We start from the raw sequence: 22,537 nt of genomic DNA, 5'->3' as shown, positions 1-22,537 counted from the left end.
ACTCCCTAACCGATGAACCGACGCACGGTTTCGATAAATTTTCCGACCGAAATGGGCTTTGATAAATAGGCTTCGCAGCCGCCTTCGCGGATACGTTCTTCGTCGCCCTTCATGGCGAAGGCTGTGACGGCGACGACGGGGATCATGCTGATCGCAGGATCCTTCTTGATCCAGCCGGTCACTTCGAGACCGGAGACCTGCGGTAGCTGAATATCCATGAGGATGAGATCGGGGCGGAGCGAGCGGACAAGATCGAGCGCTTCATAGCCATTGCTCGTGCCGACTGTCTGATAGCCATGGGCTTCCAGCAGGTCACGGAAGAGCTTCATGTTGAGCTCGTTGTCCTCCACGATCAGGACGGTTTTTGCCATCCCGCCCTCCAATCCAGAACCCGAGCGTTCTTGTTTCGCGGAGCATGATTGCCCTGCGTCACCGGCCAATGTGATGTTCGAAGCGAACTTCCAAATTCACTTCGGCCACCCGCCGAAGTGCCCGTGTACCGCGCGTATCCCTGCAACTGGAATCGCCCCGGTGACTCGGGCATGATGACTTAAAATAGAGACGATAAGTTACGGAAAGGCAAACACGCGTGATGAAAAAACCCCAGCGCCACCCCAGCGAAGTTGCTGAAATCGTTGCGATTCAGGCGCTGTCCTTCGTTGCCGGGGAACCTGAGCGGCTGGGCCTGTTCCTGTCCGAGAGTGGAATCGGTCCGGAGACTCTCCGCTCGGCTGCCAAGGATCCACAGTTCCTCGTCAGCGTGCTCGATTTCGTGCTGCGCGACGACGAGACCGTGAAGGCGTTTTCGGCGTCGTCGCAACTGGATCCCACCACCATCGCCGCCGCGCGGCAGGCGCTCGATCCCCGCGGGCAGGACTTTACGTGAGCCCCTCTCCGGCAGAGCTGAGCGGACCGCGCTGCTTCTGCCGGGATTGCTTTGTCGATCTGGATGCACGCGTCAAGCGCTGCACGTCATGCGGGTCACCGCGCCTGGTGCGACACCACGCGCTGCCGTCGCTGACGCTGGCACATATCGACTGCGATGCGTTCTACGCCACCGTCGAGAAGCGCGACAATCCCGACATCGTCGATCGGCCCGTCATCATCGGCGGCGGCAAGCGTGGCGTGGTGTCCGCGGCCTGCTACATCGCGCGCACCTTTGGCGTGCGCTCGGCGATGCCCATGTTCAAGGCGCTCGATCTCTGCCCCGACGCCGTCGTGGTGCGGCCCGACATGGCGAAATATGTCCGCGTCGGCCGCGAGGTCCGCCATGCCATGCAGGCGCTGACGCCGCTGGTCGAACCATTGTCGATCGACGAAGCCTTTCTCGATCTCTCAGGCACGCAGCGCGTCCACGGCATGATCCCCGCCAAGGTGCTGGCGAAATTCGCCGCCGATATCGAACGCACCGTCGGCATCACTGTCTCGGTCGGTCTGTCGGTGAACAAGTTTCTCGCCAAGATCGCCAGCGACCTCGACAAGCCCCGCGGCTTCGCCACGCTCGATCAGGAAGACGCCGTGGCCATGCTCGCGGATCGGCCCGTCAGCTTCATCTACGGCGTCGGCCCGGCGACCGCGGAGAAACTCTCGCAGCGCGGCTTTCGCAAGATCAGCGATCTGCAGCGCGCCGATGAGACCGACCTGATGAAACAGTTCGGCGGCGAAGGCCGCAGGTTGTGGCGCCTCGCGCGCGGCATCGACGACCGCCTTGTCGTCGCCGATCGCGGCGCCAAAACGATTTCCAACGAGACGACGTTCAACGAGGACATCCGCGACTACGCCACGCTGGAAAAGATTCTGTGGCGACTGTCGGAGAAGGTTTCATCGCGTCTCAAGAGCAGCGAATTGTCCGGTACCACGGTCACGCTGAAACTGAAGACCGCAGATTTCCGCCAGCGCACCCGCTCGCAGTCGATCCAGTCGCCGACGCAGATGGCGGCGCGTATCTTCGATATCAGTCGCGAGATGCTGGCAAAGGAAATCGACGGCACCGCCTTCCGCCTGATCGGCACCGGCGTCAGCGCGCTCAAGCCCGGCAACGAGGCCGGCGACGACAACATGCTCGACCGTCGTTCATCGCATGCCGAACGCGCGATGGACGATCTCCGCAAGAAGTTCGGCAGTGCCGCGGTGATCCGCGGCATCGCCTATGACGGGCCGGAGAAGCCAAGGACATAATCCCCATAGGGATTGCGAACTTGTGATGTGCCCGGGCTTCCCACGCTGTGGTGGCCGTGAGATGGTCGAATATGGATCTTCGTCGACTCCTGAAATTCTTTCTGGCGATCTTCGTGACCATCGGCCTGTCGGTGGCGCCAATGGTGACTCCGGCGACTGCCAACGGTCCGTCGGCCACGATGACCGACATGTCGGCGATGTCTGGAGACATGCCCTGCTGCCCATCCGAACAGAAGAGTAAGGATTGCCAGGACTGTCCACTTCTCGCGATTTGTGTGTTGAAGACCGTCCAGGCAGGCCCCTCCCTGGCGCCACCCATGACGGTTCGCCACGCCGTCCGAACCTACCACTCGGTGCTGAATGACGCGCTGACCGATGGCGTCAACCGTCCCCCTCCAGACCACCCTCCTCGCATTTCGATCTGAGCGGCGCTGAGCGCCGTCGCTGCCGCGTGCTTCCTGGCGCGCGAATGACGCATGCCGTTCGCGGCACATCAGATTCAATCGAGGATACCAAACCATGAAGACGTCTAACTCCCCGCGCGCCTTCCGGGCTGCGTTGCTCGCTGTCGCTTTGGGCGGCGCAAGCACGGCTGCACTGGCTGACATCAAGGACTACACGTTCGAGCTCGTCGATCAGTCCGTTCAGGCCGGCCCCGACAAGATCATCACCGTCCGCTTGATGAACACCAAGACCGGCAAGCCCGTGCCTGATGCCGTTATTTTCGCAACCCGTCTCGACATGGCTCCTGACGGCATGCAGGAGATGGCCACCAAGGTCACGCCAGTATCGGGGGCCGAGCCCGGCACCTACAAGTTCAAGGCCACTTTCGGAATGGCCGGTCGCTGGCAGCTTTCTCTGGGCGCCAAGGTGCAGGGAGAAACCGGCTCCGTCGAGAACAAGCTCGTCATCACGGCGCAGAAATGAACCGCGCCGTTTTAGCTGGTACCGCCGCCGCGTTCATCGCGGCGGCCGGAGGCGGATTCATCATCGCGCAGCGACCGTTGACGCGCAACGTTGTCGCCGTCACTGCCGCTTCGGCACAAGAAATCCAGGCGCCGATCTACTATCAGGATCCGGACGGGAAGCCCGCATACTCGTCGACGCCGACGAAAACGCCGGACGGCCGCAACTACCGCGCCGTTCCGGCAAACGCTGACATCAGCTTCGAGGATATCGTAACCGAGCCGATGCCGGGTCCGAACTCGGTGAGTACGGAGCGTAGGATCAAGTATTACCGCAATCCGATGGGGCTGCCGGACACGTCGCCAACGCCGAAGAAGGACTCCATGGGGATGGATTACATCCCGGTCTTCGACCGCGACGATTCCGACGATGGATCAGTCAAGCTCTCTCCGGGCAAGATACAGCGCACGGGCGTGAAGTCCGAGCCAGCCGCCAAGCGCGTGATCCGGACGACGATCCGCGCACCCGGCACGATCCAGCTCGACGAGCGGCGCGTCTCCGTAATCTCGATGCGCGCGGAAAGCTGGGTGCAGAAGGTTGCCGATGTGACCACCGGCACGAAGGTCCGCAGCGGGCAGCCCTTGATGGATATTTACAGCCCGGCGATCTCGTCCGCTGCGGCGGAATACGTCGCGACCATCACATCGAAGACGACGGGCGGCGATGGACTGTATGGGCGCGGGTCGCGTCAACGGATCATGAATCTCGACGTTCCGGACACGGTGATTGCCGAAATCGAGAAGAGCCGCATCGTCCCGATCTCCATCGCGTGGGCCGCACCGCGGGACGGCATCGTTCTCGAGCGCAACGCCATCGAAGGGATGCGGGCGCAACCCGGCGACATCCTCTTTCGTATCGCCGACACGTCGCTCGTCTGGGCGATGGTCGATGTCGCGGAGCGCGATCTTGGAACCATTGCCGTCGGACAGCCGGTGAACGTCCGGACGCGTAGCCTCTCCGGCAAGCAGTTTGCAGGCAAGATCAACGTCATCTACCCGCAGGTCAATCGCGAGACCCGGACGACACGCGTCCGTATCGAACTCGCGAACGCTGATCTCGCTCTGCTACCGGACATGTATATCGACGCTTCGATCGAGACCGGCAGTGCGGATCCGATCGTGTCCGTCCCGGAGAGCGCTGTGATCGATACCGGCACCCGGCAATCGGTGTTCATCGACAAAGGACAGGGCCGCTTCGAACCGCGCGGCGTCGAACTCGGCCGTCGCGGCGGCGGCTATGTCGAACTCCGCGAGGGAGTCGCAGACGGCGAACCGGTCGTCATTTCGGCCAATTTCCTGATCGATGCAGAAAGCAATCTGAAGGCCGCGTTGAAGGGCTTCTCCGACGCGAGGAGCCCACAATGATCGCCCGCATCATTGCATGGTCGGCGCGCAATCTGCTGCTGGTGTTGTTCGGCACAGGGTTCGCCGCAGCCGCAGGCATTTACGCGCTGGCGCATCTGCCGCTCGACGCCATCCCCGATCTCTCCGACACGCAGGTTATCGTCTATACCGAATACCCAGGCCAGGCGCCGCAGGTGATCGAGGATCAGGTCACCTATCCATTGACGACGGCAATGCTCACAGTGCCGAAGTCGAAAGTGGTGCGCGGGTTCTCGTTCTTCGGCGTGTCGTTCGTCTATGTCATCTTCGAAGACGGGACCGACATCTACTGGGCCCGGTCGCGCGTTCTCGAATTCCTGAACGGAGCCACGTCCCGCCTGCCCGCCGGCGTCACGCCGACGATGGGCCCCGACGCCACCGGCGTCGGCTGGGTCTACCAATACGCGATCATGTCTAGGGAATTGAACCTTGCCGACACACGGGCGATCCAGGACTGGAATCTGAAGTTTGCGCTCGCCAAAGCCGAAGGCGTCGCTGAAGTCGCCAGCGTCGGTGGCTTCGTCAAGCAATATAACGTCGTGCTTGATCCGCTTCGGATGCGCGACCTCGGCATCACCATGCAGAAGATGCGCGACGCTATCCGCGCCAGCAACGCCGATGTCGGCGGTCGCACGGTGGAGCTGTCCGAATTCGAATATGTCATCCGCGGCAAGGGCTATCTGAAGTCGATTAACGACCTCGGCAATGTCGTGCTCAAGACCAACAACGGCACGCCGGTCCTGCTACGCGACGTCGCGCGCGTCGAACTGGGCCCCGACGAGCGGCGCGGCATTACCGAACTGAACGGCGAAGGCGAAGTCGCCAGCGGCATCGTGCTGCAGCGTTTCGGCGCCAACGCGCTCGACGTCATCGAGAACGTCAAGAAGCGCTTCAAGGAGATCGCCAGCAGTCTGCCGAAGTCCGTCGAGATCGTCCCGGTCTACGATCGCTCGAACCTGATCAACGCCGCTATCGCCACGCTCAAGCACACATTGCTGGAGGAAAGCGTTGTCGTCGCACTCGTCTGCATCTTATTCTTGCTGCATGTCCGCAGTGCCCTGGTTGCGATCCTGATGCTGCCGGTCGGCGTGCTGATGGCGTTCGGCGCCATGAAGCTGCTCGGTCTTGGCTCCAACATCATGAGTCTCGGCGGCATCGCGATCGCCATCGGCGCCATGGTCGATGCCGCCATCGTCATGATCGAGAACGCCCACAAGCATCTCGAACGCGCGGACCCCGGCAAGTCGCGCGTCGAGGTCCTGATCGAGGCAGCCTCCGAAGTCGGCCCGGCACTGTTCTTCAGCCTGTTGATCATCACCGTGTCGTTCATGCCGATCTTCACGCTGGAATCCCAGGAAGGGCGTCTGTTCAGCCCTCTGGCGTTCACCAAGACGTTTGCGATGGCGGCCGCGGCTATCCTGTCAGTGACGCTGGTCCCGGCCCTGATGATCATCTTCGTTCGCGGCCGGATCATTCCGGAGCACAAGAATCCGATCAACCGCTTTCTGATCTGGGTCTACCGGCCTGTCATCACCGTTGTGATGCGCGCGAAGACGCTGGTCGTCCTGCTCGCAGTCGCCGTTCTCGCGGCGAGTGTCTGGCCGGCCCGTCAGCTCGGGACCGAGTTCATGCCCAGTCTCAACGAGGGCACGCTCATGTATATGCCGACGACGCTGCCGGGCATCTCCGTCACCAAGGCCGGAGAACTGCTGCAGATGCAGGACAGGATCATTCGATCGTTTCCGGAGGTGGCTTCGGTCTACGGCAAGGCGGGGCGCGCTGCCACGGCGACCGATCCCGCCCCCTCTGAAATGTTCGAGACGATCATCAACCTCAAACCGAAGGAGGAGTGGCGACCCGGTCTCACGGTCGATGGACTGATCGCCGAGATGGACAAGGCGCTGCAGTTTCCGGGCGTGTCGAATGCCTGGACCATGCCGATCAAGGCCCGCATCGACATGCTGTCGACCGGCATCCGCACACCCATCGGCGTGAAGGTGATCGGCACCGACCTCGTCGAGATCGACCGGCTTGCCAAGCAGATCGAGCAGGTGCTCAAGGCGGTACCGGGCACATCGTCGGCCTATGCCGAGCGCGGCATCGGCGGCTACTACCTCGATGTGACACCGGATCGAGAGGCATTGGCGCGCTACGGCATCATGATCCAGGACGTCCAGGACGTGATCGGAACCGCGCTCGGCGGCCAGACCGTGACGACGACCGTGGAAGGCCGGCAACGCTTCACCGTCAACATGCGGTACCCCCGCGACCTCAGAGACAGCCCGCAGGCCATCGCCAACGATGTGCTGGTGCCGATGCCCGGAGGTGGCGCGGTCCCGCTCGGCGAAGTGGCCAGGATTACGCTGGCGAGAGGACCGACGTCGATCCGGACCGAGAACGGACAGTTGGCCACCTACATCTATGTCGACATCCGCGACCGCGACCTCGGCGGCTACGTCGCCGACGCGCAGCGCGCCGTCCAGGCGAGCATTCAATTCCCGCCCGGCTACTACGTGATGTGGAGCGGCCAGTACGAATATCTCGAACGCGCGACGGCGCGCCTGAAGATCGTCGTGCCGGTGACGCTGCTGATCATCTTCCTGCTGCTGTACCTGAACTTCCGATCGATCACCGAAACGATGATCGTCATGCTGTCGCTGCCGTTCGCGCTGGTCGGCGGCCTTTGGCTGATGTGGTGGCTTGGTTTCAACCTGTCGGTTGCAGTCGTCGTCGGCTTCATTGCCCTGGCCGGCGTTGCCGCCGAGACCGGCGTGGTGATGCTGATCTATTTGAATCAGGCATTGACCGCGATCCAGGCCCGACGGGATATTGAAGGACGGCTGCTGACGCGCAATGACCTGTACGACGCCATCATGGAAGGAGCGGTCGAACGCGTCCGTCCCAAGATGATGACGGTGGTCGCCATCATGGCGGGACTGCTGCCGATCATGTGGAGCACCGGCACAGGCTCGGAGATCATGCAGCGCATCGCGGTGCCGATGATCGGCGGCATGATCTCGTCGACGCTGCTGACGCTGATTGTGATCCCCGCGATCTATGCAATTGTTAAGGGCTATCGGCTGCCTCAGGCCGGCTTGATCTCGGCAGAAGAGATCGTGCCCGTGACCAGATAGCCCGGAGCTTAGAGCGACGTATTCGGACTCAGCCGAACACGTCCTGCAATTCGCCGTCCTTGATCACGTCCACACCATCGAGCGTGATTGTGGTCTTGAAGATCGGCAGATCGAAATGCCCCGCGGTGTAGCGGCCCGCAAATTCGTTGGCGCCGGTCGAGAACAGGAAGTTGCCGGCCACTGCGCGGATTTCCGTGCCGTTGGTGTCGCGCTGGTCATACATCTGCAGCGCCTCATAGCGTGCATTGGGATTCATGCCCCAGCCGACATGCGACACGGCGTAAGCTTCACGATCGCCCCAGGCGGCGAGATAGCGCTTCATCATCTCGGCATCGGCGCCCTCGCCCGTGAGTTCGGTGAGATAGTCGTCCTTGAACAGCATCCGCACCGGCGAGGTCAGATAGCGCTTGAAGGTCAGGTTGATATCGCCTGCATCCATCACCACCGTGCCGTTGATGGTCTTGCTCTTCGGAAAGCTCACCACGATGCCGCCCGGCCAATGTGCCAGCGTGCCGGGCTTGTCGGTCCAGCCCCAGACGCCAACGGTGGCCGCGCCTTCCATGTTGACGTCGAGATCAGTGCCCGCCTTCGACGTCACCTTCATGTGCTTCGTGCCGCGCAGCATCTTGGCCGCCGCACGCACGCGCTTCTCGAGCGCAGAGTCCGGCACCATGCGCTCAAGCGCTTCCGGATGCTCGTTGGAAATCACCAGAATGCGCGCGCCGGCCTTCAGAATCTCCGGTGTTTCCTTCGCATGCATCAGGCCTTCGATGGTGCAGTCGACGACGAAGCCGGCCTGCTGCAGCGCTGACACCACCGGACCGAGCTGCTGGATCGCTTCGGACGCGCCGGTGGAGCGGATCGGAACGACCTGCTTGTTGCGCGGCGTCGGCACCACGACGTGGAACGGCCGCGCGCCCATGCGGAGCAATGCCAATTCGGCAATGTGCACATTCAGCGCGCGCGATTGCGTCTCGGAGAGGATGGCGGCAGTGTCGCCGGGCTTGACCGCGCAGCGTTCGAAGATCTCGCAGAATGCGTCGATCCATTTCGCCTCGATGCGATCCGCCAGCATGCCGTTTCTCCGTGTTTTAAAGCGATTATGGTTGGATGATAGGCGCGGTCATGTTATATGAAAAGGAATATTTTTAATCTTGAAGGACAATCCGGCGCTGTATTTTGGGCAGTCGCGGGTGTCGCGGAGCGGCGAATTCCATGGCGTTTGACAAGACGGCGCAGGACAAGGTCGCGGATAACAAGCTCCCGGACAAGGCGCAGGCGGTCAACCCCGCGACGTTTCGTCAGGCGCTGGGCCAATTCCCGACCGGCGTCACCGTCGTCACCGCCACCAATGGCGACCATCCCGTCGGCATGACCGCGAACTCCTTCTCATCTGTGTCGCTCGATCCGCCGCTGGTGCTGTGGAGCGTCGCCAAATCTTCGCCCAGCCACGATCCCTTCGTCGAAGCTGATGCCTTCGCCATTCACTTTCTCGGCGCCGATCATGGCGAGCTCGCGATGCGTTTCGGCCGTCGCGGCTCCGACAAATTTGCTGATATCGCCCATGCGCCGGGCATCAGCGGCGCACCGCTGATTGAGGGCCTCGCGCCGATCTTCGAATGCAAGACCTGGGCGCGCTATCCCGGCGGCGACCATACGATCCTGGTCGGTGAAGTCGTGCACTTCGTCGAGCGCAACCACGACCCCCTCGTCTTCCATTCCGGACAACTCCGCCGCATCGACAAGGCACAGCCACGTGCGCCAGCCCTGGCCAGCAACAGTTTTGCACGCAGCTACCTGTCCTATCTGCTGGCGCGTGCCAGCTTCAACGTGTCCAGCTCGTTTCACGCAAGGCTGAAGGAATGGGACCTCACGGTGCCGGAATGGCGCGTATTGGCGTGCCTCGCCGATGTCGAAGGGCTCTCGGTCGGCGAGCTCGCCGCGATGGCTTTGATGAAGCAGCCCGGTCTCACCAAGGTGCTCGACCGCATGGAGCGTGACGATCTGCTCAAGCGCAAGAGCACCTCGAACGATCGGCGCCGCGTCACGCTCTACCTGACCGCGAAAGGCCGCGCGCGCGTCAAGCCCGTGCAGAAGGCGGCGCTCGAACATGAGACAGAGCTGCTGAGCCGCTTCAGCGACGACGAGCGCGCAACGATCAAATACACGCTGGATCTCCTGATCGACAGCGGCATGTCGGACGCGACGAGCGAATAGCAACAATCACTGCTTGTCTCCTCCGTCATTGCGAGGAGCCCTTGCGACGAAGCAATCCAGTCTCTCTTCAAATAAAGAACTGGATTGCCGCGTCGCTTCGCTCCTCGCAATGACGGCGGAAAGGCTCGAGCAAACGAAAATGCCCGGCACAAGGCCGGGCATGACGGAGAGAGTGTCATTGTTTGTAGGTGAGCGACGCCGTTACTTGATCGGCGCGACGACCTTGCCCTTCAGCTCGGAGACGTCGAGCTTCTTCGGCAGCATTCCGGACTCGACATAGGTGTCGAGCATTTTCTGGATCGCGTCGAAATTCGGCGCGGCGCCGGGGTCGCGTGCGAAGTCGTTATCCTTCAACAGGTAGGTTTCCAGCACCGGGATCGGCGCCTTCATCACTTCATTGACGACCTTCAGCGTTTCATCGCGGTTGGCCAGCGCCTTCTGCATGCCCAGCGTCAGATCACGCACATACATTTTGACCAGTTCCGGATTCTTCTCGATGAAGTCGGCACGGCAGGCTTCGAGAATGTGCACGATGCCGTCCTGCTGCTGCGACAGCGAGAACAGCTTGCGGGTGCCGCCCTTGGCTTCCATGCGCGCGGCGAAAGGCTGGTTCATCACGGCGGAGTCGACACGGCCCGAACGCAGCGCTTCTTCCGAGAGCGCGAAGCCGACTTCAACCAGCTTGACGTCCTTGGCCGGATCTAGGCCAGCCTGCTTCAGCAGGATCGCCATCGGGCCATAGATGCCGGAGCCCAGCGTGTTGATCGACATCGTCTTCCCCTTGAGGTCGGCGATGGTCTTGATCGGCGAGTCGTCCTTTACGGCCCAATAGACCGAGAAGCTGCCGGGTTTTTCGAACACGTGCTGCGCAACGATCGAAGCCTTGAGGTTGCCGCTCTGCACGCCCTGCGCGAGCGCCAGCACCGATTGCGTCGCGCAGTCCAGCGCGCCGGCCGCGAGTGCCTGCGTCATCGGCGCGGTGCCCTGAAACTGCACCCACTCGATATTGTATTTCTTGCCGAGATCCGCGAATTCCTGCGGACGCTTCATCATCCAGTATTTGGATTCTTCGGCCGGGATGGTCCAGCCAACCTTGATGGTTTGTTGGGCAAATGCGGAGCCACTGCTCAGCAACGCTCCGAGTGCCAGAGCCGCCACAACGCCACGCTTCGATGCGATCCGCTTCATCCTGAATTCCTCTGTTTTCAGCGATCCGGCCGCAGTCAGAAACGAATGCAATTCTCTTGCCGAAGCGCTCCCCACTCACAATTGTTTCATGCTTCAAATGATCGCGCAATATGCCTCGCTATGGGCTATATTGAAGCAGACTGGTTGAACTGCCAGCCCGGGAATTGATTCACCATGAGCAATGACTCCTTCTTCTCCGACCTCCTCGCATCCATCTCGGAACGCGGACGCACTCTGCTGCGGCTCGGTCCCGCATCTGTCGATCCTAAACAGAACGCATCGGATTTGATCGAACTCTGTACGGAGCTGTTGTCAGGACGCGGCGAAGCGTCCGGCACGGTCCTCGCGCGCGGCGTGCTCGATCGCTACAAGAGTCTCGACGAGGCCGGCCGCCTCACCTTCTTCGAAAACCTCGCACAGAATTACGGTCCCGATCGTGACAAGCTTGAAAAGGCCATAGCGGCATGGCGCGCCAAGCCGACCGGCGACATCTCCGGCGAATTGCATTTTGCATCCGAGCCGCAGCGGCAGGAACTGTTTCGCCGGCTAAACCGCGCGCCGAACGCGACCAGCGAACTCGTGAAGATGCGTGAAGATCTTCTCGATCTGAAGAATGGTAACAAAGACCTCAACGCCGTCGATCGCGACGTCGTTCATCTCTTGGCATCGTGGTTCAACAGGGGATTTCTGGTGCTGCGCAAGATCGACTGGTCCACGCCCGCCAATGTGCTCGAAAAAGTCATCAAATATGAAGCGGTGCATGAGATCCACGACTGGGACGATCTGCGCCGCCGCATCGATCCCGTCGATCGCCGCTGCTACGCGTTCTTCCACCCTGCCCTTGTCGATGAACCGCTGATCTTCGTCGAGGTCGCCCTCACCGAAACCATTCCGGGCGCCATCGCGCCGCTGCTCGCCGTCGATCGCCAGCCGGTGCCGATTGAGCGCGCGCGCACCGCCGTGTTCTATTCGATCTCCAACTGCCAGCGCGGCCTCGGCGGCATTTCGTTCGGCAATTTCCTGATCAAGCAGGTGGTCGAGGAACTGCGCCGCGAATTGCCGAAGCTCGATACATTCGTGACGCTGTCGCCAGTGCCGGGTTTCATGAAGTGGCTCAAGAAGGCCGATGACCTCAACCTGTCCAATGAGGATCAGGCGCTGGTCGATATGCTCGCCGATCCGCTATGGGTGAACGACACAGCGCTGACGGCGCAGCTCAAGCCGGTGATGGAACAGCTCGCCGCGCATTACTTCCTGAAGGCCAAGAGCCCGCGCGGCGGCCCGATCGATTCCGTTGCCCGCTTCCATCTCGGCAACGGCGCACGGCTCGAGCGCATCGACTGGCTTGGCGATACGTCAGCCAAGGGCCTGCGCGAATCCGCCAGCCTGATGGTGAACTATCTGTATCGTCTCGACGATATCGAGAAGAACCACGAAGCCTATGCCGACCACTACGAGATCGCGGCTTCAAGCGCGGTGAAGAAGCTACTGAAGAGTGAAAGCGGCGGTGGCCTACGTTTGCTGGACAGCATGCGGCTGTCGAGAGCGGAGTGACGAACTTCACCTCTCCTCGCTTGCGGGGAGAGGTCGACTGAAACGCGCGAAGCGCGTGGAAGTCGAGTGAGGGGGACTCTCCACCTGCTCAGCTCTCGGAGAGTCCCCCTCACCCGTCGCGGACTTCGTCCGCGCCACCCTCTCCCCGCAAGCGGGGCGAGGGGCATCCCTCACTTACAAGGCTTGCTGTCCTTCACATTGAATTTGCTCATGGCGCCGCCGATGACGAAGTCATTGTAGTCCAGCATCAGCGACCGCGAGACGCCGTTCTCATAGAGTTCAAATGACATCGCATAGACCGGGGTCTGCTCGCCGCCGTCGGACGATTTGGCCGATTTGTCGTAATAGCTGACGGTGACCGGCCAGCGCGTCAGCTTCTTCATGCCGTCATCGCCCGTCGAAGGATCGGGTTCGCTCACCTTGCGATCCCCAGGGATCGCCTGCCCGATCACCGTGAGCGTGCTGTAGACTTTCTCGCCGGTATCCGACCCGTCATAGACATTCAGTTCCAGCACCGACTTGCCTTCGCGTGCGGCGGCAATGATGCGATGGATCTGCTCGGTCGGAAACACCGTGGAGCCCTCCAGCGTGAAGGTCTTCGCCACCGGCTGCTTCAGCTTGACGGTGACGTGATCGCCCTCGCGCTCCGCCATGCCGTCGACGGCGCTGGCATCACCGTCATTCATCCGGGTGTCGATCTTGAACCGATAACTCTTGCCGTCACCGGCTTCCCAGCTGGTGGAGCGCAGGTCGCTCAGCGTGGTCTTGTCCTCGCCGCTGTTCAGCTCCGAGACCTGACGGAAGTCCGACGTGTAGCCTTCGCAGGTACTGCCGGTAAAATTATAGAGGATGCGGCCGCTGGCGCTGTTGACGCTGGCATTGCCCCGCGACTTCAACAGCTTCAGCTCATACAGCGCCTGATGCGCGACGAACGGCGTGCCCGCAGCAGGCGGAGCCGCGAATGCCGACACCGGCGCTACGAAGGTCGCAATGGTCAGTGCCAGCGAAGCGGCCTGGAGGCGCGAAACGGAGGAAATGCGGCGCATGGGTTTTCCCTGGATTCTGGAACTACAACAATAGAGAGCGTCCTATTGCGTCGCAACTACGGCCACGCCGGATTCGCACTGCGGAAATGCCATATTCTGCAGCGAATCTTGCTAAATCCGCACAGTTGCAGCGGCGACCCGGTGTCGCCGGATCGTCACTTGCGCGGCGACGCGGTATGGGTGAAACAGACAGTGCCTGAACCCTTTGGGGACTTTTGTTCAGGCACATCATCAATTGTTTGGGGAATCACGATGGCAGGAACGGTCGAGCAGAAACTTGCGGATCTGGGGGTCAAGCTTCACGAGCCGGTGAGCCCGGTAGCGAACTATGTCGGCTTCGTCCGCACGGGCAATCTGCTGTTCGTCTCCGGTCAGATCTGCATGGGCGCCGACGGCCAGCTGATCGCCAAGGGCAAGCTCGGCGCCGGCGTCACGCTCGAACAGGGCGTCAATGCGGCGCGCGGCTGCGCCATCAACATCCTGGCCCAGGTCAAGGCTGCGCTCGGCGATCTCGACAAGGTGGCCCGCGTCGTCCGTCTCGGCGGCTTCGTCAATTCGACGCCGGATTTCATCGACGCGCCGAAGATCATCAATGGCGCATCAGATCTGATGGTCGCGGCCTTCGGCGACAAGGGCCGGCATTCCCGCGCCGCTGTCGGCGTCGCCTCGCTGCCCGCCGATTGCGCGGTCGAGATCGACGCCGTGTTCGAAGTCATCTGATCCAGGACGCATTCAAGGACAATCCCGATGCGCGCACCTGACTGGCTCATCGCCCGGCCGGTCGCGCATCGTGGCCTGCATGATCGCACCCGCGGCATTATCGAGAACATGCCTGGCGCCATGCACGCCGCCATATCAGGCAATTTCAGCATCGAGACCGATGTGCAACTCACCGCCGATGGCGAGGCGATGGTGCATCATGACGATGAGTTGGGACGCCTGACCGAAGGCTCCGGTCCCCTGCTCGCGAAGACCTCCACCGAACTCAAGCAAATAGCCTTCAAGGACACGCCTGAGCGCATGATGTCGCTCGGCGATCTGCTCACTCTGATCGATGGCCGCGTCGGGCTCGTGATCGAGATCAAGAGCCATTTCGACGGCAACCGCAAACTGGTCACCCGCGTCGCCGAGATTCTCAAAACCTATCGCGGGCCGGTTGCCTGGATGTCGTTCGATCCCGATCAGGTTCTCGCGATGCGCGAGATCGCCCCCGAGATCCCGCGCGGCATCACCGCCCAGCGCACCTATGACGACGGCGAGTGGCTGACGCTGACGCGGGCCCAGCGCGACGGTATGCGTCATCTCCGCCACGCCTTCCGCACCCGGCCGCATTTCGTCTCCTATTGGGTCAAGGAACTGCCTGCCCCGGCGCCCTGGATCGCCCGCAACCTGTTCGGCTGCGCGCTCCTGACCTGGACCGTGCGCACGCCGGAACAGCGTGCCGTCACCGCCCGCTATGCCGACCAGATGACGTTCGAGGGCTTCGTGCCGTAAATTGAAGGCGTTGCGGCCGGGACTTGAAGTGTCCGGCGCGATGCACAATCTTAGGAGCGGTCACCGCGACGGTTGATCGCATATGACCGGTTCAAGTGATTGATGACGTCATCGGAAATTACGCTCGAAGCAGTGGCGTCCATCAGCCAGATTCCGGCCACGGATTGGGATGCCTGCGCCACCGGTCATGCCGATCTCGGTGGCATTGAGAGCCTCGATACGCTGGCCCCAGCGGCCAATGGTTGCGCCTCGAAAGCCAATTACAACCCGTTCGTGTCCCATGCCTTTTTCACGGCCGTCGAGAAGTCGAATTCGGCCTGCGCCCGCACCGGCTGGGGACCGCGCCATCTGATCGCCAAGAGTGATGGCCGCATCGTCGGTGTCGTGCCCTGTTATCTGAAATCGCACTCGCAGGGCGAATACGTGTTTGACCGCGGCTGGGCCGATGCCTATGAGCGCGCCGGCGGGCAATATTACCCGAAGCTGCAGGCCTCGGTTCCGTTCACGCCCGCCACCGGTCCCCGCCTACTGATCCGCGACGGCGTCGATGTGGAACGCGTCGGTGCGGCGCTGGCCGGAGGGCTCGTTGGTCTCTGTGAGGCCACCGACGCATCGTCTGTCCATGTCACTTTCGCGCGTGAGAGCGAATGGCAATTTCTCGCCGCGCGCGGCTTTCTGCAGCGGACCGACCAGCAGTTTCATTTCCGCAATGACGGCTACAGCACCTTCGACGATTTCCTGGCAACCCTGAATTCGCGCCATCGCAAGGCGATCAAGCGCGAGCGCCGCGATGCGCTGGCCAATGGCATCACCATCCATCCCCTCACCGGCAGCGAGATCACCGAGGATGCGTGGGACGCGTTCTTCGCCTTCTACATGGAGACCGGCTCGCGCAAATGGGGGCGGCCCTATCTGACACGCGAGTTTTATGCGCTGATCGCCGAGAGCATGAGCAACGATGTTGCGCTGATCATGGCCAGGCGCGACGGCAAGTGGATCGCCGGCGCCATCAACTTCATTGGTTCGGACACACTGTTCGGCCGCCACTGGGGCGCCATCGAGCATCACCCGTTCCTGCATTTCGAGGTCTGCTACTATCAGGCCATCGACTTCGCCATTCGCCGCGGGTTGAAGACCGTTGAGGCCGGCGCCCAGGGCGAACACAAGATCGCACGGGGCTATCTGCCACAGACCACCTATTCGGCGCATTACATCGCCGATCGCGGACTGCGTCAGGCCGTCGGCGAATATCTTCAGCGCGAGCGCGAATATGTCGCGGAGGCTGTCCGCGAATTGACCGAAGCCGGCCCGTTCAGGAAGGGCGACGAGCAGGATTAAGCCGTCTTGACCGGCTCCCCTCTGGCGGCGACAGTCGCCCAAATTTGCGCCGAAATTCTCCGGAGGATTCCATGACCGCGTATGACCCCAACAACATCTTCGCCAAGATCCTGCGCGGCGAATTCCCCTGCTACAAGGTCTATGAGAACGACCACGTGCTGGCGTTCCTGGACATCATGCCGCGCTCCCCCGGCCATACGCTGGTGATCCCCAAGGCGCCCGCGCGCAACATCTTCGACATCACGCCTGACGACTACGCCCATGTGATCCGCGCCGCCCACAAGATCGCCGCTGCCTGCAAACAGGCCTTCAAGGCCGACGGCATGACCGTCGCGCAATATTCGGAAGCGGCCGGCGGCCAGGTGGTGTTTCACCTGCACATGCATGTGATGCCGCGCCACGACAATGTCGGCCTGCTGCCGCCGGCATCGCGCAAGGAAGACCCGAAAGTGCTGGAGGACAACGCGACGAAACTGATCGCGGCATTGGCGGCGCTGTAGGCTACGCACCGGCCGTGCGCTCCCTCTCCCCGCTCTGCGCGGGGAGAGGGGTGGGGTGAGGGGCAAGGCACACAGCCAATCGCAATAGTGATCTATCGGATCGCTGCCTGCGGCTTCAAATTACCGACCCGAGAGCGTTTACTCGCGTCAACGTCGTGCACAGCCCCTCACCCGCCGCGAAGACGCGGCGACCTCTCCCCGCAAAGAGCGGGGAGAGGTTAAGTCCCCTACTCCGTCTGAAAGTCGCCCGGCTGCGGCGGGGCCAGCGGTGTGAACTCGCAGCGATCAGGCTTCACGTCCAGCAACGGCGTCTCGTCGAGGCAATCGAGCCCGCGCACCAGCACGGTCGCTCCTTCGATCCCCACCAGCTTCACCATGGATGTGCCGAGCGGGTTCGGTCGCACCGGCGTCCGCAGCGAGAAAATGCCACGCGCATTGCCGTCGTTCTTGGGGCTCTGCAGCACCAGGTCGCGGCGCGACAGGTGCAACCAGTAGATCACTTCGAGATGCTTGTAGAGATCGAGGTCCTTCAGCCCCGGCACCCATGGCTCGAAGATCTCGAGCCGGCACACCGGGCCGTCATGGCGGCCCTGCCGCGGCGTTTCCAGCCGCGACGTCCAGGGCGTGCGGATGCGCCCGATATAGACGAGACCCGCATGGTTCGGCTTCGGTGCATCGACGGCGAGTTCGCCGGCGCGGATTTCACTTTCACGAACCATTGGTCACCGTTCTTGCATCCTGCCGATCAATCCAGCGAGATGTTCTGCGCCTTGATCACCTTCGACCACCGTGCCCGGTCTTCGTCAACGAATTCGTTGATCTCCTTGACCGTCTTCGGTCGCAGCACCGGGAAGCCGATCTTTTCCAGCGATGCGCGGAATGTATTGTCGTTCAGGGCGCGATCCATGCTGGCCATCACGGTCTTCACGACATCATCCGGCAATTTCGACGATCCCGCCAGACCGAACCAGACGCCGACCTGATAATCCGGATATCCGCTCTCGATGACGGTCGGCACGTCAGGCAGATCGGGACTGCGTTCTTTCGAACTGACGCCGAGCGGCCGCAGCAACCCGGCCTTCACCGGCGGCAGCGCGGTGGAGAGCGTATCGAACATCACCTGGATATTGCCGGAGAGGAGATCGGTCAGTGCCGGTCCCGCACCCTTGTACGGCACATGGGTCATCTCGACGCCGGCGATCTGCTTGAACATCTCGCCAGCCAGGTGAATCGTGCCGCCGGTGCCGGCCGAGCCGAAATTCAGCTTGCCCGGATTGGCCTTCGCGTAGGCCACGAATTCCTTCACCGTCTTGGCCGGCACGGACGGATGCACTTCCATCACGACGGGCAGATCGGTCACCACCGTCAGCATCCGCAGATCTTTCTGCGGATCGTAGGACAGCTTTTTGTAGAGCAGCGGATTGAGCACCATGATGGACGCGGCCGTGACAAACAGCGTGTAGCCATCGGGCTCTGCACGCGTCACCATTTCGGCGGCGATGGCGCCCTGCGCGCCCGGCTTGTTCTCGACGATCGTCGCTTGCTTGAGGTCGCGGCCAAGATAATCCGCCACGAGACGCGCGAGCACGTCGGTCGGCCCGCCGGCTGCATAAGGCACCACGAGCTTGATCGTACGCGTCGGATATTCCGCCGCACGGGCGAGCGGCGCGGCAAAACCCAGCGCAGCGATAACGATGCCGGTTATCAAGGCAGAACTTGCGCGCAATCTCATATCGGCTCCCAACCCCTATTTTTAAGTTGAGCGGAGACTATCGCGTTCACGCGGTCATACAAGGCCGCTACAGCCTGACGCTGTCGTCTATCAACCGAGGATGTATTTGCCGGTGACCATTACAAGCTCCCCGCATGCGACGCCGAGAAAGATCGAGCGCCGGAAAGCGACGAAGACGACGAGGCCGACAGCGACCGCGCCATAGCGCAACGGCGGCGGAACGCTCGCGAGTGCACCGGGCGGCACGACCAGGATTTGCGCGATGACGCCGGCGAGGATCGCGGTGGCCACCGCCCTCACCCAGACCAATATTTCGGACTCTTCGTCGCCGCCGCCGCCGAGCCACAGGCCGAGCATGCGCCAGACTTCATTGGGCAGGAAACCCGCCAGCAGCAGCACAAGGAGCGCGTGCCAGTCGCCGATGAAGTCGCTCATCGCCGCCTCCAGCGATGTACGCCATAGGCGATCGTCCCGGCCGAGACGCCTGATATCAGAATGTCGACACCGGTGTTGAAGAGCGACACGACAGGAAACAGCGCGAGACCGAGCACGAGCGCCACGACATCGGCGAGCTGCTTGCAGTTGCGCGCCGTCGATAGCAGAAATGCCAGCGGCGTCAGCAACAGGATCGCCGCGCCGAACAGCGGCGGCAGATTGGCTGCGAGATGATAGCCGATGAACGTCGCGGTCAGCGACGACAAGACGAGTCCGAGGCCGAGACCGTTGACGAAGGCGATGCGTCGCTCGCGTGGGACCAGCGGCATTAACCGGAAGCATTCCACCCACAGCGTCACTGCGATGAAATGCGACGGCAGGATCAGTTGCCGCTTTTTGGTCTCCGGCATGCGCAGCATCGGCAGCACCGACACCACCATGGGAAACAAACGGATCGCACTCACGGTGACCGCGAGCGCCGCCTGAATGACCGTGGCGCCAGAGCCGAGCGCGACGAGAAGAATAATCTGTGCGGGGCCGGCCCAGACGAACAATGTGCTGGCGAGCGCCCAGAACAGGCTGAAATGCGTGTCATGGGCCAGCGCGCCGATGCCGATATAGGTCGCGAACAGTACCAGCGTCAGGATGGTCGTGGTGACCGACCGCATGCCGTAAAGGAAGGCCGCCGCACTGCCCTGCCATCTCGGTGAATCCAGTGCAGGCAGCGACACGTGGGTTTGTTTCTTCTTGGTTGATCCGGCCTGTCATAGGCTGCCGAAAGCCGCCGGCGTCAAGAGGCGCCAATGCATGGGGTGCCAGCAGTCACGCTCTGCCATTGCGCAGCACCAGACAGCCTTGCCCGGCCCGGCGAATCTTGCCGCAGAGATCGTTGGCCTCGTCACGCGTGTCGGTCCCGATCCTCACCTGGTAGAAGGTTCGCGTGCCGCGGCTTCGGAACAGCGAACTCAGCAGGTTGGGATCGCGTTCGCCGACCACCGTGCGCAAGCGCAGCATCACGCGTGCATAGGACATCAAAGCACGATCACGATTGAAGCCTGCCGCCAGTTGCACACCCCATGGCCGTGCTTCGCCGAGCTTCACGCGCGCTTCCAGTTGCGTGACGAAGGGATTGGGCGCGCGCTGCAGCAGTGCCATCAATTCGCGGCAGCTCGACGTCGCGGCACGCGGCGGCGTCTTGCCGTTGCGGCCTGCAGCCTGCCAGTCCTCGACCGTCACACCGGTGATCGCGGAGACGTAGTTGCGGGTCTCACCGGGCATGTATCCCTTGCCGTCGAGCCAGTCCTGCACACGGCGCAGTCCTGCATTATAGGCCGCAGCCGCGAGGCCGAGATTGCCGAACTGGTTGCGCAGCTCGCTGAGAAACTCTGCCGATTTCGGCAGCGCCTGCACCGGATCGAACGGATCGAGCAGACGCCGCTCATTGGCCGTGCCCGGCATGAATTGCGCGATGCCCTGCGCGCGCTGGCCATTGCGCGTCACGGGACCCACGGCATCGGGCTGAAACCGGCTCTCCTGCCAGATCACACGGGCAAAGAATTCCAGTGGCAGGTCGTTGGCCCGCGCTGCGGACTCGATCATCAGACACATCGACTCGCGTGAGTCACTGTCACGTGCCAGATTTGGCTTCGACGGCGCCGCCATCGGCAACATCCGGTCCGCGCCGGGCTTCGCGAGTTCGCTGACCGGGAGCTCTCCGGCGCGCGCGCCCACGACCGGCGCAAGCAACAGCGCCGCGAGGCAAATTATCCGGCCGATGATGCTTCCGAACGCCATGCCTGATCCCGCGCGGATTCCCCGCGCCTTGACAGCGGGACCCCAGCAGCTAGCTATGAATGAAAGACGGCAAAAGCGGGAGTGCAAACAATGGCCGAGGCGCGCGACGACACATCCGGCTTTGCCAGCGACGACGATGTTCCAATCCAGTATATGGCCCGCACCCGCGCCTATTATCAGGCGATCGGCTATGACGTTCCCTATCGCTGGGCCCATCACATCGACGCGCCGTTCCAGCCGCTCAGGAAACCGCTGGCGCAGTCGCGCGTCGCCATCGTCACCACGGCAGCGCCCTTCGATCCCGCCAAGGGCGACCAGGGTCCGGGCGCGCTTTATAACGGCGGCGCCAAATTCTATCAGGTCTATGACGGCGATACGTCGGTCGATCATGACCTGCGCATCTCGCACATCGCCTATGATCGCGTGCACACAAGGGCGGACGACAGCGGCACCTGGTTTCCACTGCCCGCGCTGCGTGAACTCGCCGCATCCGGCCGCATCGGCAGTGTCGCGCCGCGGTTCTATGGCGCACCGACCAATCGCAGCCATCGCGTGACCCTTGAGACCGACGCCCCGGAGATCGTCAAGCGCGCCAAAGCCGATGGTGTCGATGTCGCCGTCCTGGTGCCGAACTGCCCGGTCTGCCACCAGACCATCAGTCTCGTCGCCCGCGAGCTGGAGGCCAATGGCATCTCCACTGTGGTAGCGGGCTGCGCCAAGGACATTGTCGAACACGCTGCCGTGCCCCGTTTCCTGTTCAGCGACTTCCCCCTCGGCAATTCCGCCGGCAAGCCGCATGACAAGGCCTCGCAGGCGCAGACCCTGGAATTGGCGCTGCGCCTGCTGGAATCCGCCGTGGGTCCGCAGACCACTCTGCAGTCGCCGCAGCGCTGGGCCAGGGATGCCGTCTGGAAGCGCGACTACAACAATGTTGCCCTGCTCAGCGCCGAGGAACTGGCGCGCCGCCGGGCCGAATTCGACAAGCAGAAGGACATTGCCCGGGGATTGCGCGAGACGGCGGCCTGAGCCCGTCCTGAGGCCGATCACCCCGTCTTTCGGCGATCGCCCTTAACTTTGGTTTACGTTAAATCCGCTCAATCCGCGCGAGAGCCTTCCCCGCCGGATGGAACTGCGTACAGTCCCCGCCTGTAACCTCAGGAGGCCTCAGGACATGGACGAGCGGCGCAAGAACGTCAGGGACAAGGTGATCTACGGTGCCGTCGCGTCCAAGGACCAGAAGGCCAAGGAATGTGTCGTGCGCGACATTTCCGAAGACGGCGCCCGCATCGAATTTGGCAGCGGCGCGCGGCTGCCAAAGGATGAGATGACGCTGGCCATTGCCCGCAAGGGCCGTTCGTTCCTCGCCAGGATCGTCTGGTGGCGCGACAACATCGTCGGCGTCGCCTTCACCGATCCGCCTGAGGAGAGCAAGGAAAGCTCCGACATCGAAGAGCGCCTGCGCAAGAGCGAGAAGAAAAAGCGCGAATTGCAAAAGCAGATTCAGAAACTGCTGGGGCAGTAAGGCGTTTGGCCAAATAACAAAACCGCAAACTCAGCCCTCATCCTGAGGAGCGCGCTT

The 22,537-nt window shown here is 62.3% G+C and carries 23 protein-coding genes; 14 read left to right on the top strand and 9 right to left on the bottom strand.

The window, feature by feature from the left end; genetic code table 11:
* Positions 1–5: 5 nt before the first annotated feature.
* On the bottom strand, positions 6–371 hold the full coding sequence (locus CHC01_RS07530; protein WP_068732379.1) for a response regulator: 366 nt from the start codon (positions 369–371) through the stop codon (positions 6–8).
* A 221-nt stretch (positions 372–592) separates the two neighbouring features.
* Here CHC01_RS07530 and CHC01_RS07525 point away from each other — a divergent pair, with 221 nt between their 5' ends.
* The 6 genes from CHC01_RS07525 to CHC01_RS07500 all read left to right on the top strand — a co-directional run bounded on the left by CHC01_RS07525 (position 593) and on the right by CHC01_RS07500 (position 7,660).
* The gene (locus CHC01_RS07525; RefSeq protein ID WP_089263750.1) at positions 593–886 is read left to right on the top strand and encodes a DUF3572 domain-containing protein; all 294 of its coding nucleotides are present in this window, start codon (positions 593–595) and stop codon (positions 884–886) included.
* Entirely contained in the window at positions 883–2,178 is a 1,296-nt protein-coding gene (locus CHC01_RS07520; RefSeq protein ID WP_089263749.1) for a DNA polymerase IV, read from the top strand. The genes CHC01_RS07525 and CHC01_RS07520 overlap by 4 nt, the downstream gene beginning before the upstream one ends.
* 71 nt (positions 2,179–2,249) lie before the next feature.
* Positions 2,250–2,603: a hypothetical protein gene (locus CHC01_RS07515; protein WP_089263748.1), complete on the top strand. Its 354-nt coding sequence runs from the start codon at positions 2,250–2,252 to the stop codon at positions 2,601–2,603.
* 94 nt (positions 2,604–2,697) lie between these two features.
* Positions 2,698–3,105 carry a FixH family protein gene (locus tag CHC01_RS07510; protein ID WP_089263747.1) on the top strand — a complete coding sequence of 136 codons (408 nt, stop codon included), beginning with the start codon at positions 2,698–2,700 and terminating at the stop codon, positions 3,103–3,105.
* Entirely contained in the window at positions 3,102–4,508 is a 1,407-nt protein-coding gene (locus CHC01_RS07505; protein WP_089263746.1) for an efflux RND transporter periplasmic adaptor subunit, read from the top strand. Before CHC01_RS07510 ends, CHC01_RS07505 begins: the two co-directional genes overlap by 4 nt.
* A complete protein-coding gene (locus CHC01_RS07500) occupies positions 4,505–7,660 on the top strand; it encodes an efflux RND transporter permease subunit (protein WP_089263745.1) in 3,156 nt (1,051 codons plus the stop codon). Before CHC01_RS07505 ends, CHC01_RS07500 begins: the two co-directional genes overlap by 4 nt.
* Before the next feature lie 28 nt (positions 7,661–7,688).
* On the opposite strand, the gene CHC01_RS07495 is transcribed toward CHC01_RS07500, so the two are convergent.
* A complete protein-coding gene (locus CHC01_RS07495) occupies positions 7,689–8,735 on the bottom strand; it encodes a 2,5-dihydroxypyridine 5,6-dioxygenase NicX family protein (RefSeq protein WP_089263744.1) in 1,047 nt (348 codons plus the stop codon).
* A gap of 140 nt (positions 8,736–8,875) precedes the next feature.
* Here CHC01_RS07495 and CHC01_RS07490 point away from each other — a divergent pair, with 140 nt between their 5' ends.
* On the top strand, positions 8,876–9,877 hold the full coding sequence (locus tag CHC01_RS07490) for a flavin reductase (RefSeq protein WP_089263743.1): 1,002 nt from the start codon (positions 8,876–8,878) through the stop codon (positions 9,875–9,877).
* A gap of 201 nt (positions 9,878–10,078) precedes the next feature.
* On the opposite strand, the gene CHC01_RS07485 is transcribed toward CHC01_RS07490, so the two are convergent.
* Positions 10,079–11,065: an ABC transporter substrate-binding protein gene (locus CHC01_RS07485; RefSeq protein ID WP_089264609.1), complete on the bottom strand. Its 987-nt coding sequence runs from the start codon at positions 11,063–11,065 to the stop codon at positions 10,079–10,081.
* A gap of 174 nt (positions 11,066–11,239) precedes the next feature.
* On the opposite strand from CHC01_RS07485, the gene CHC01_RS07480 reads away from it, so the two are divergent.
* Positions 11,240–12,619 carry a malonyl-CoA decarboxylase gene (locus CHC01_RS07480; protein ID WP_089263742.1) on the top strand — a complete coding sequence of 460 codons (1,380 nt, stop codon included), beginning with the start codon at positions 11,240–11,242 and terminating at the stop codon, positions 12,617–12,619.
* Between the two features lie 170 nt (positions 12,620–12,789).
* Here the strand turns inward: CHC01_RS07480 and CHC01_RS07475 are convergent, their stop codons facing one another.
* Positions 12,790–13,665: a cell envelope integrity EipB family protein gene (locus CHC01_RS07475; RefSeq protein ID WP_089263741.1), complete on the bottom strand. Its 876-nt coding sequence runs from the start codon at positions 13,663–13,665 to the stop codon at positions 12,790–12,792.
* A gap of 252 nt (positions 13,666–13,917) precedes the next feature.
* On the opposite strand from CHC01_RS07475, the gene CHC01_RS07470 reads away from it, so the two are divergent.
* The 4 genes from CHC01_RS07470 (at position 13,918) to CHC01_RS07455 (ending at position 16,997) form a co-directional block, all read left to right on the top strand.
* Complete coding sequence (locus CHC01_RS07470) at positions 13,918–14,385, top strand: RidA family protein (protein ID WP_089263740.1); 468 nt, start codon at positions 13,918–13,920, stop codon at positions 14,383–14,385.
* Positions 14,386–14,412: 27 nt separating this feature from the next.
* Entirely contained in the window at positions 14,413–15,159 is a 747-nt protein-coding gene (locus CHC01_RS07465) for a glycerophosphodiester phosphodiesterase (RefSeq protein ID WP_089263739.1), read from the top strand.
* 102 nt (positions 15,160–15,261) lie between these two features.
* A complete protein-coding gene (locus CHC01_RS07460; protein WP_176454523.1) occupies positions 15,262–16,497 on the top strand; it encodes a GNAT family N-acetyltransferase in 1,236 nt (411 codons plus the stop codon).
* A 71-nt stretch (positions 16,498–16,568) separates the two neighbouring features.
* Positions 16,569–16,997 carry an HIT family protein gene (locus CHC01_RS07455; RefSeq protein ID WP_089263737.1) on the top strand — a complete coding sequence of 143 codons (429 nt, stop codon included), beginning with the start codon at positions 16,569–16,571 and terminating at the stop codon, positions 16,995–16,997.
* 227 nt (positions 16,998–17,224) lie between these two features.
* Here CHC01_RS07455 and tsaA read toward each other — a convergent pair whose 3' ends face one another.
* The 5 genes from tsaA to CHC01_RS07430 all read right to left on the bottom strand — a co-directional run bounded on the left by tsaA (position 17,225) and on the right by CHC01_RS07430 (position 20,958).
* Positions 17,225–17,716: a tRNA (N6-threonylcarbamoyladenosine(37)-N6)-methyltransferase TrmO gene (gene tsaA / locus CHC01_RS07450; protein WP_089263736.1), complete on the bottom strand. Its 492-nt coding sequence runs from the start codon at positions 17,714–17,716 to the stop codon at positions 17,225–17,227.
* A gap of 26 nt (positions 17,717–17,742) precedes the next feature.
* Positions 17,743–18,729: a Bug family tripartite tricarboxylate transporter substrate binding protein gene (locus CHC01_RS07445; protein ID WP_089263735.1), complete on the bottom strand. Its 987-nt coding sequence runs from the start codon at positions 18,727–18,729 to the stop codon at positions 17,743–17,745.
* Positions 18,730–18,819: 90 nt separating this feature from the next.
* Entirely contained in the window at positions 18,820–19,164 is a 345-nt protein-coding gene (locus tag CHC01_RS07440) for an AzlD domain-containing protein (protein WP_089263734.1), read from the bottom strand.
* Positions 19,161–19,895 carry an AzlC family ABC transporter permease gene (locus tag CHC01_RS07435; RefSeq protein ID WP_176454522.1) on the bottom strand — a complete coding sequence of 245 codons (735 nt, stop codon included), beginning with the start codon at positions 19,893–19,895 and terminating at the stop codon, positions 19,161–19,163. Before CHC01_RS07435 ends, CHC01_RS07440 begins: the two co-directional genes overlap by 4 nt.
* 91 nt (positions 19,896–19,986) lie before the next feature.
* Positions 19,987–20,958 (bottom strand): lytic transglycosylase domain-containing protein, encoded by a 972-nt coding sequence (locus tag CHC01_RS07430; RefSeq protein ID WP_089263732.1) that lies wholly within the window; start codon positions 20,956–20,958, stop codon positions 19,987–19,989.
* A gap of 90 nt (positions 20,959–21,048) precedes the next feature.
* Between CHC01_RS07430 and CHC01_RS07425 the strand changes: the two genes are divergently transcribed.
* Positions 21,049–21,984, top strand: coding sequence for a glycine/sarcosine/betaine reductase selenoprotein B family protein (locus tag CHC01_RS07425; RefSeq protein WP_089263731.1), 936 nt, complete (start codon positions 21,049–21,051; stop codon positions 21,982–21,984).
* Between the two features lie 145 nt (positions 21,985–22,129).
* Positions 22,130–22,480, top strand: a complete 351-nt coding sequence (locus tag CHC01_RS07420; protein ID WP_089263730.1) for a PilZ domain-containing protein — start codon at positions 22,130–22,132, stop codon at positions 22,478–22,480.
* Positions 22,481–22,537 lie beyond the last annotated feature (57 nt).

Origin of the sequence: Tardiphaga sp. OK246, from assembly GCF_900188215.1 — a bacterium.
GTDB lineage: Bacteria > Pseudomonadota > Alphaproteobacteria > Rhizobiales > Xanthobacteraceae > Tardiphaga > Tardiphaga robiniae.
This window is presented reverse-complemented; position numbering and strand designations above follow the sequence as displayed.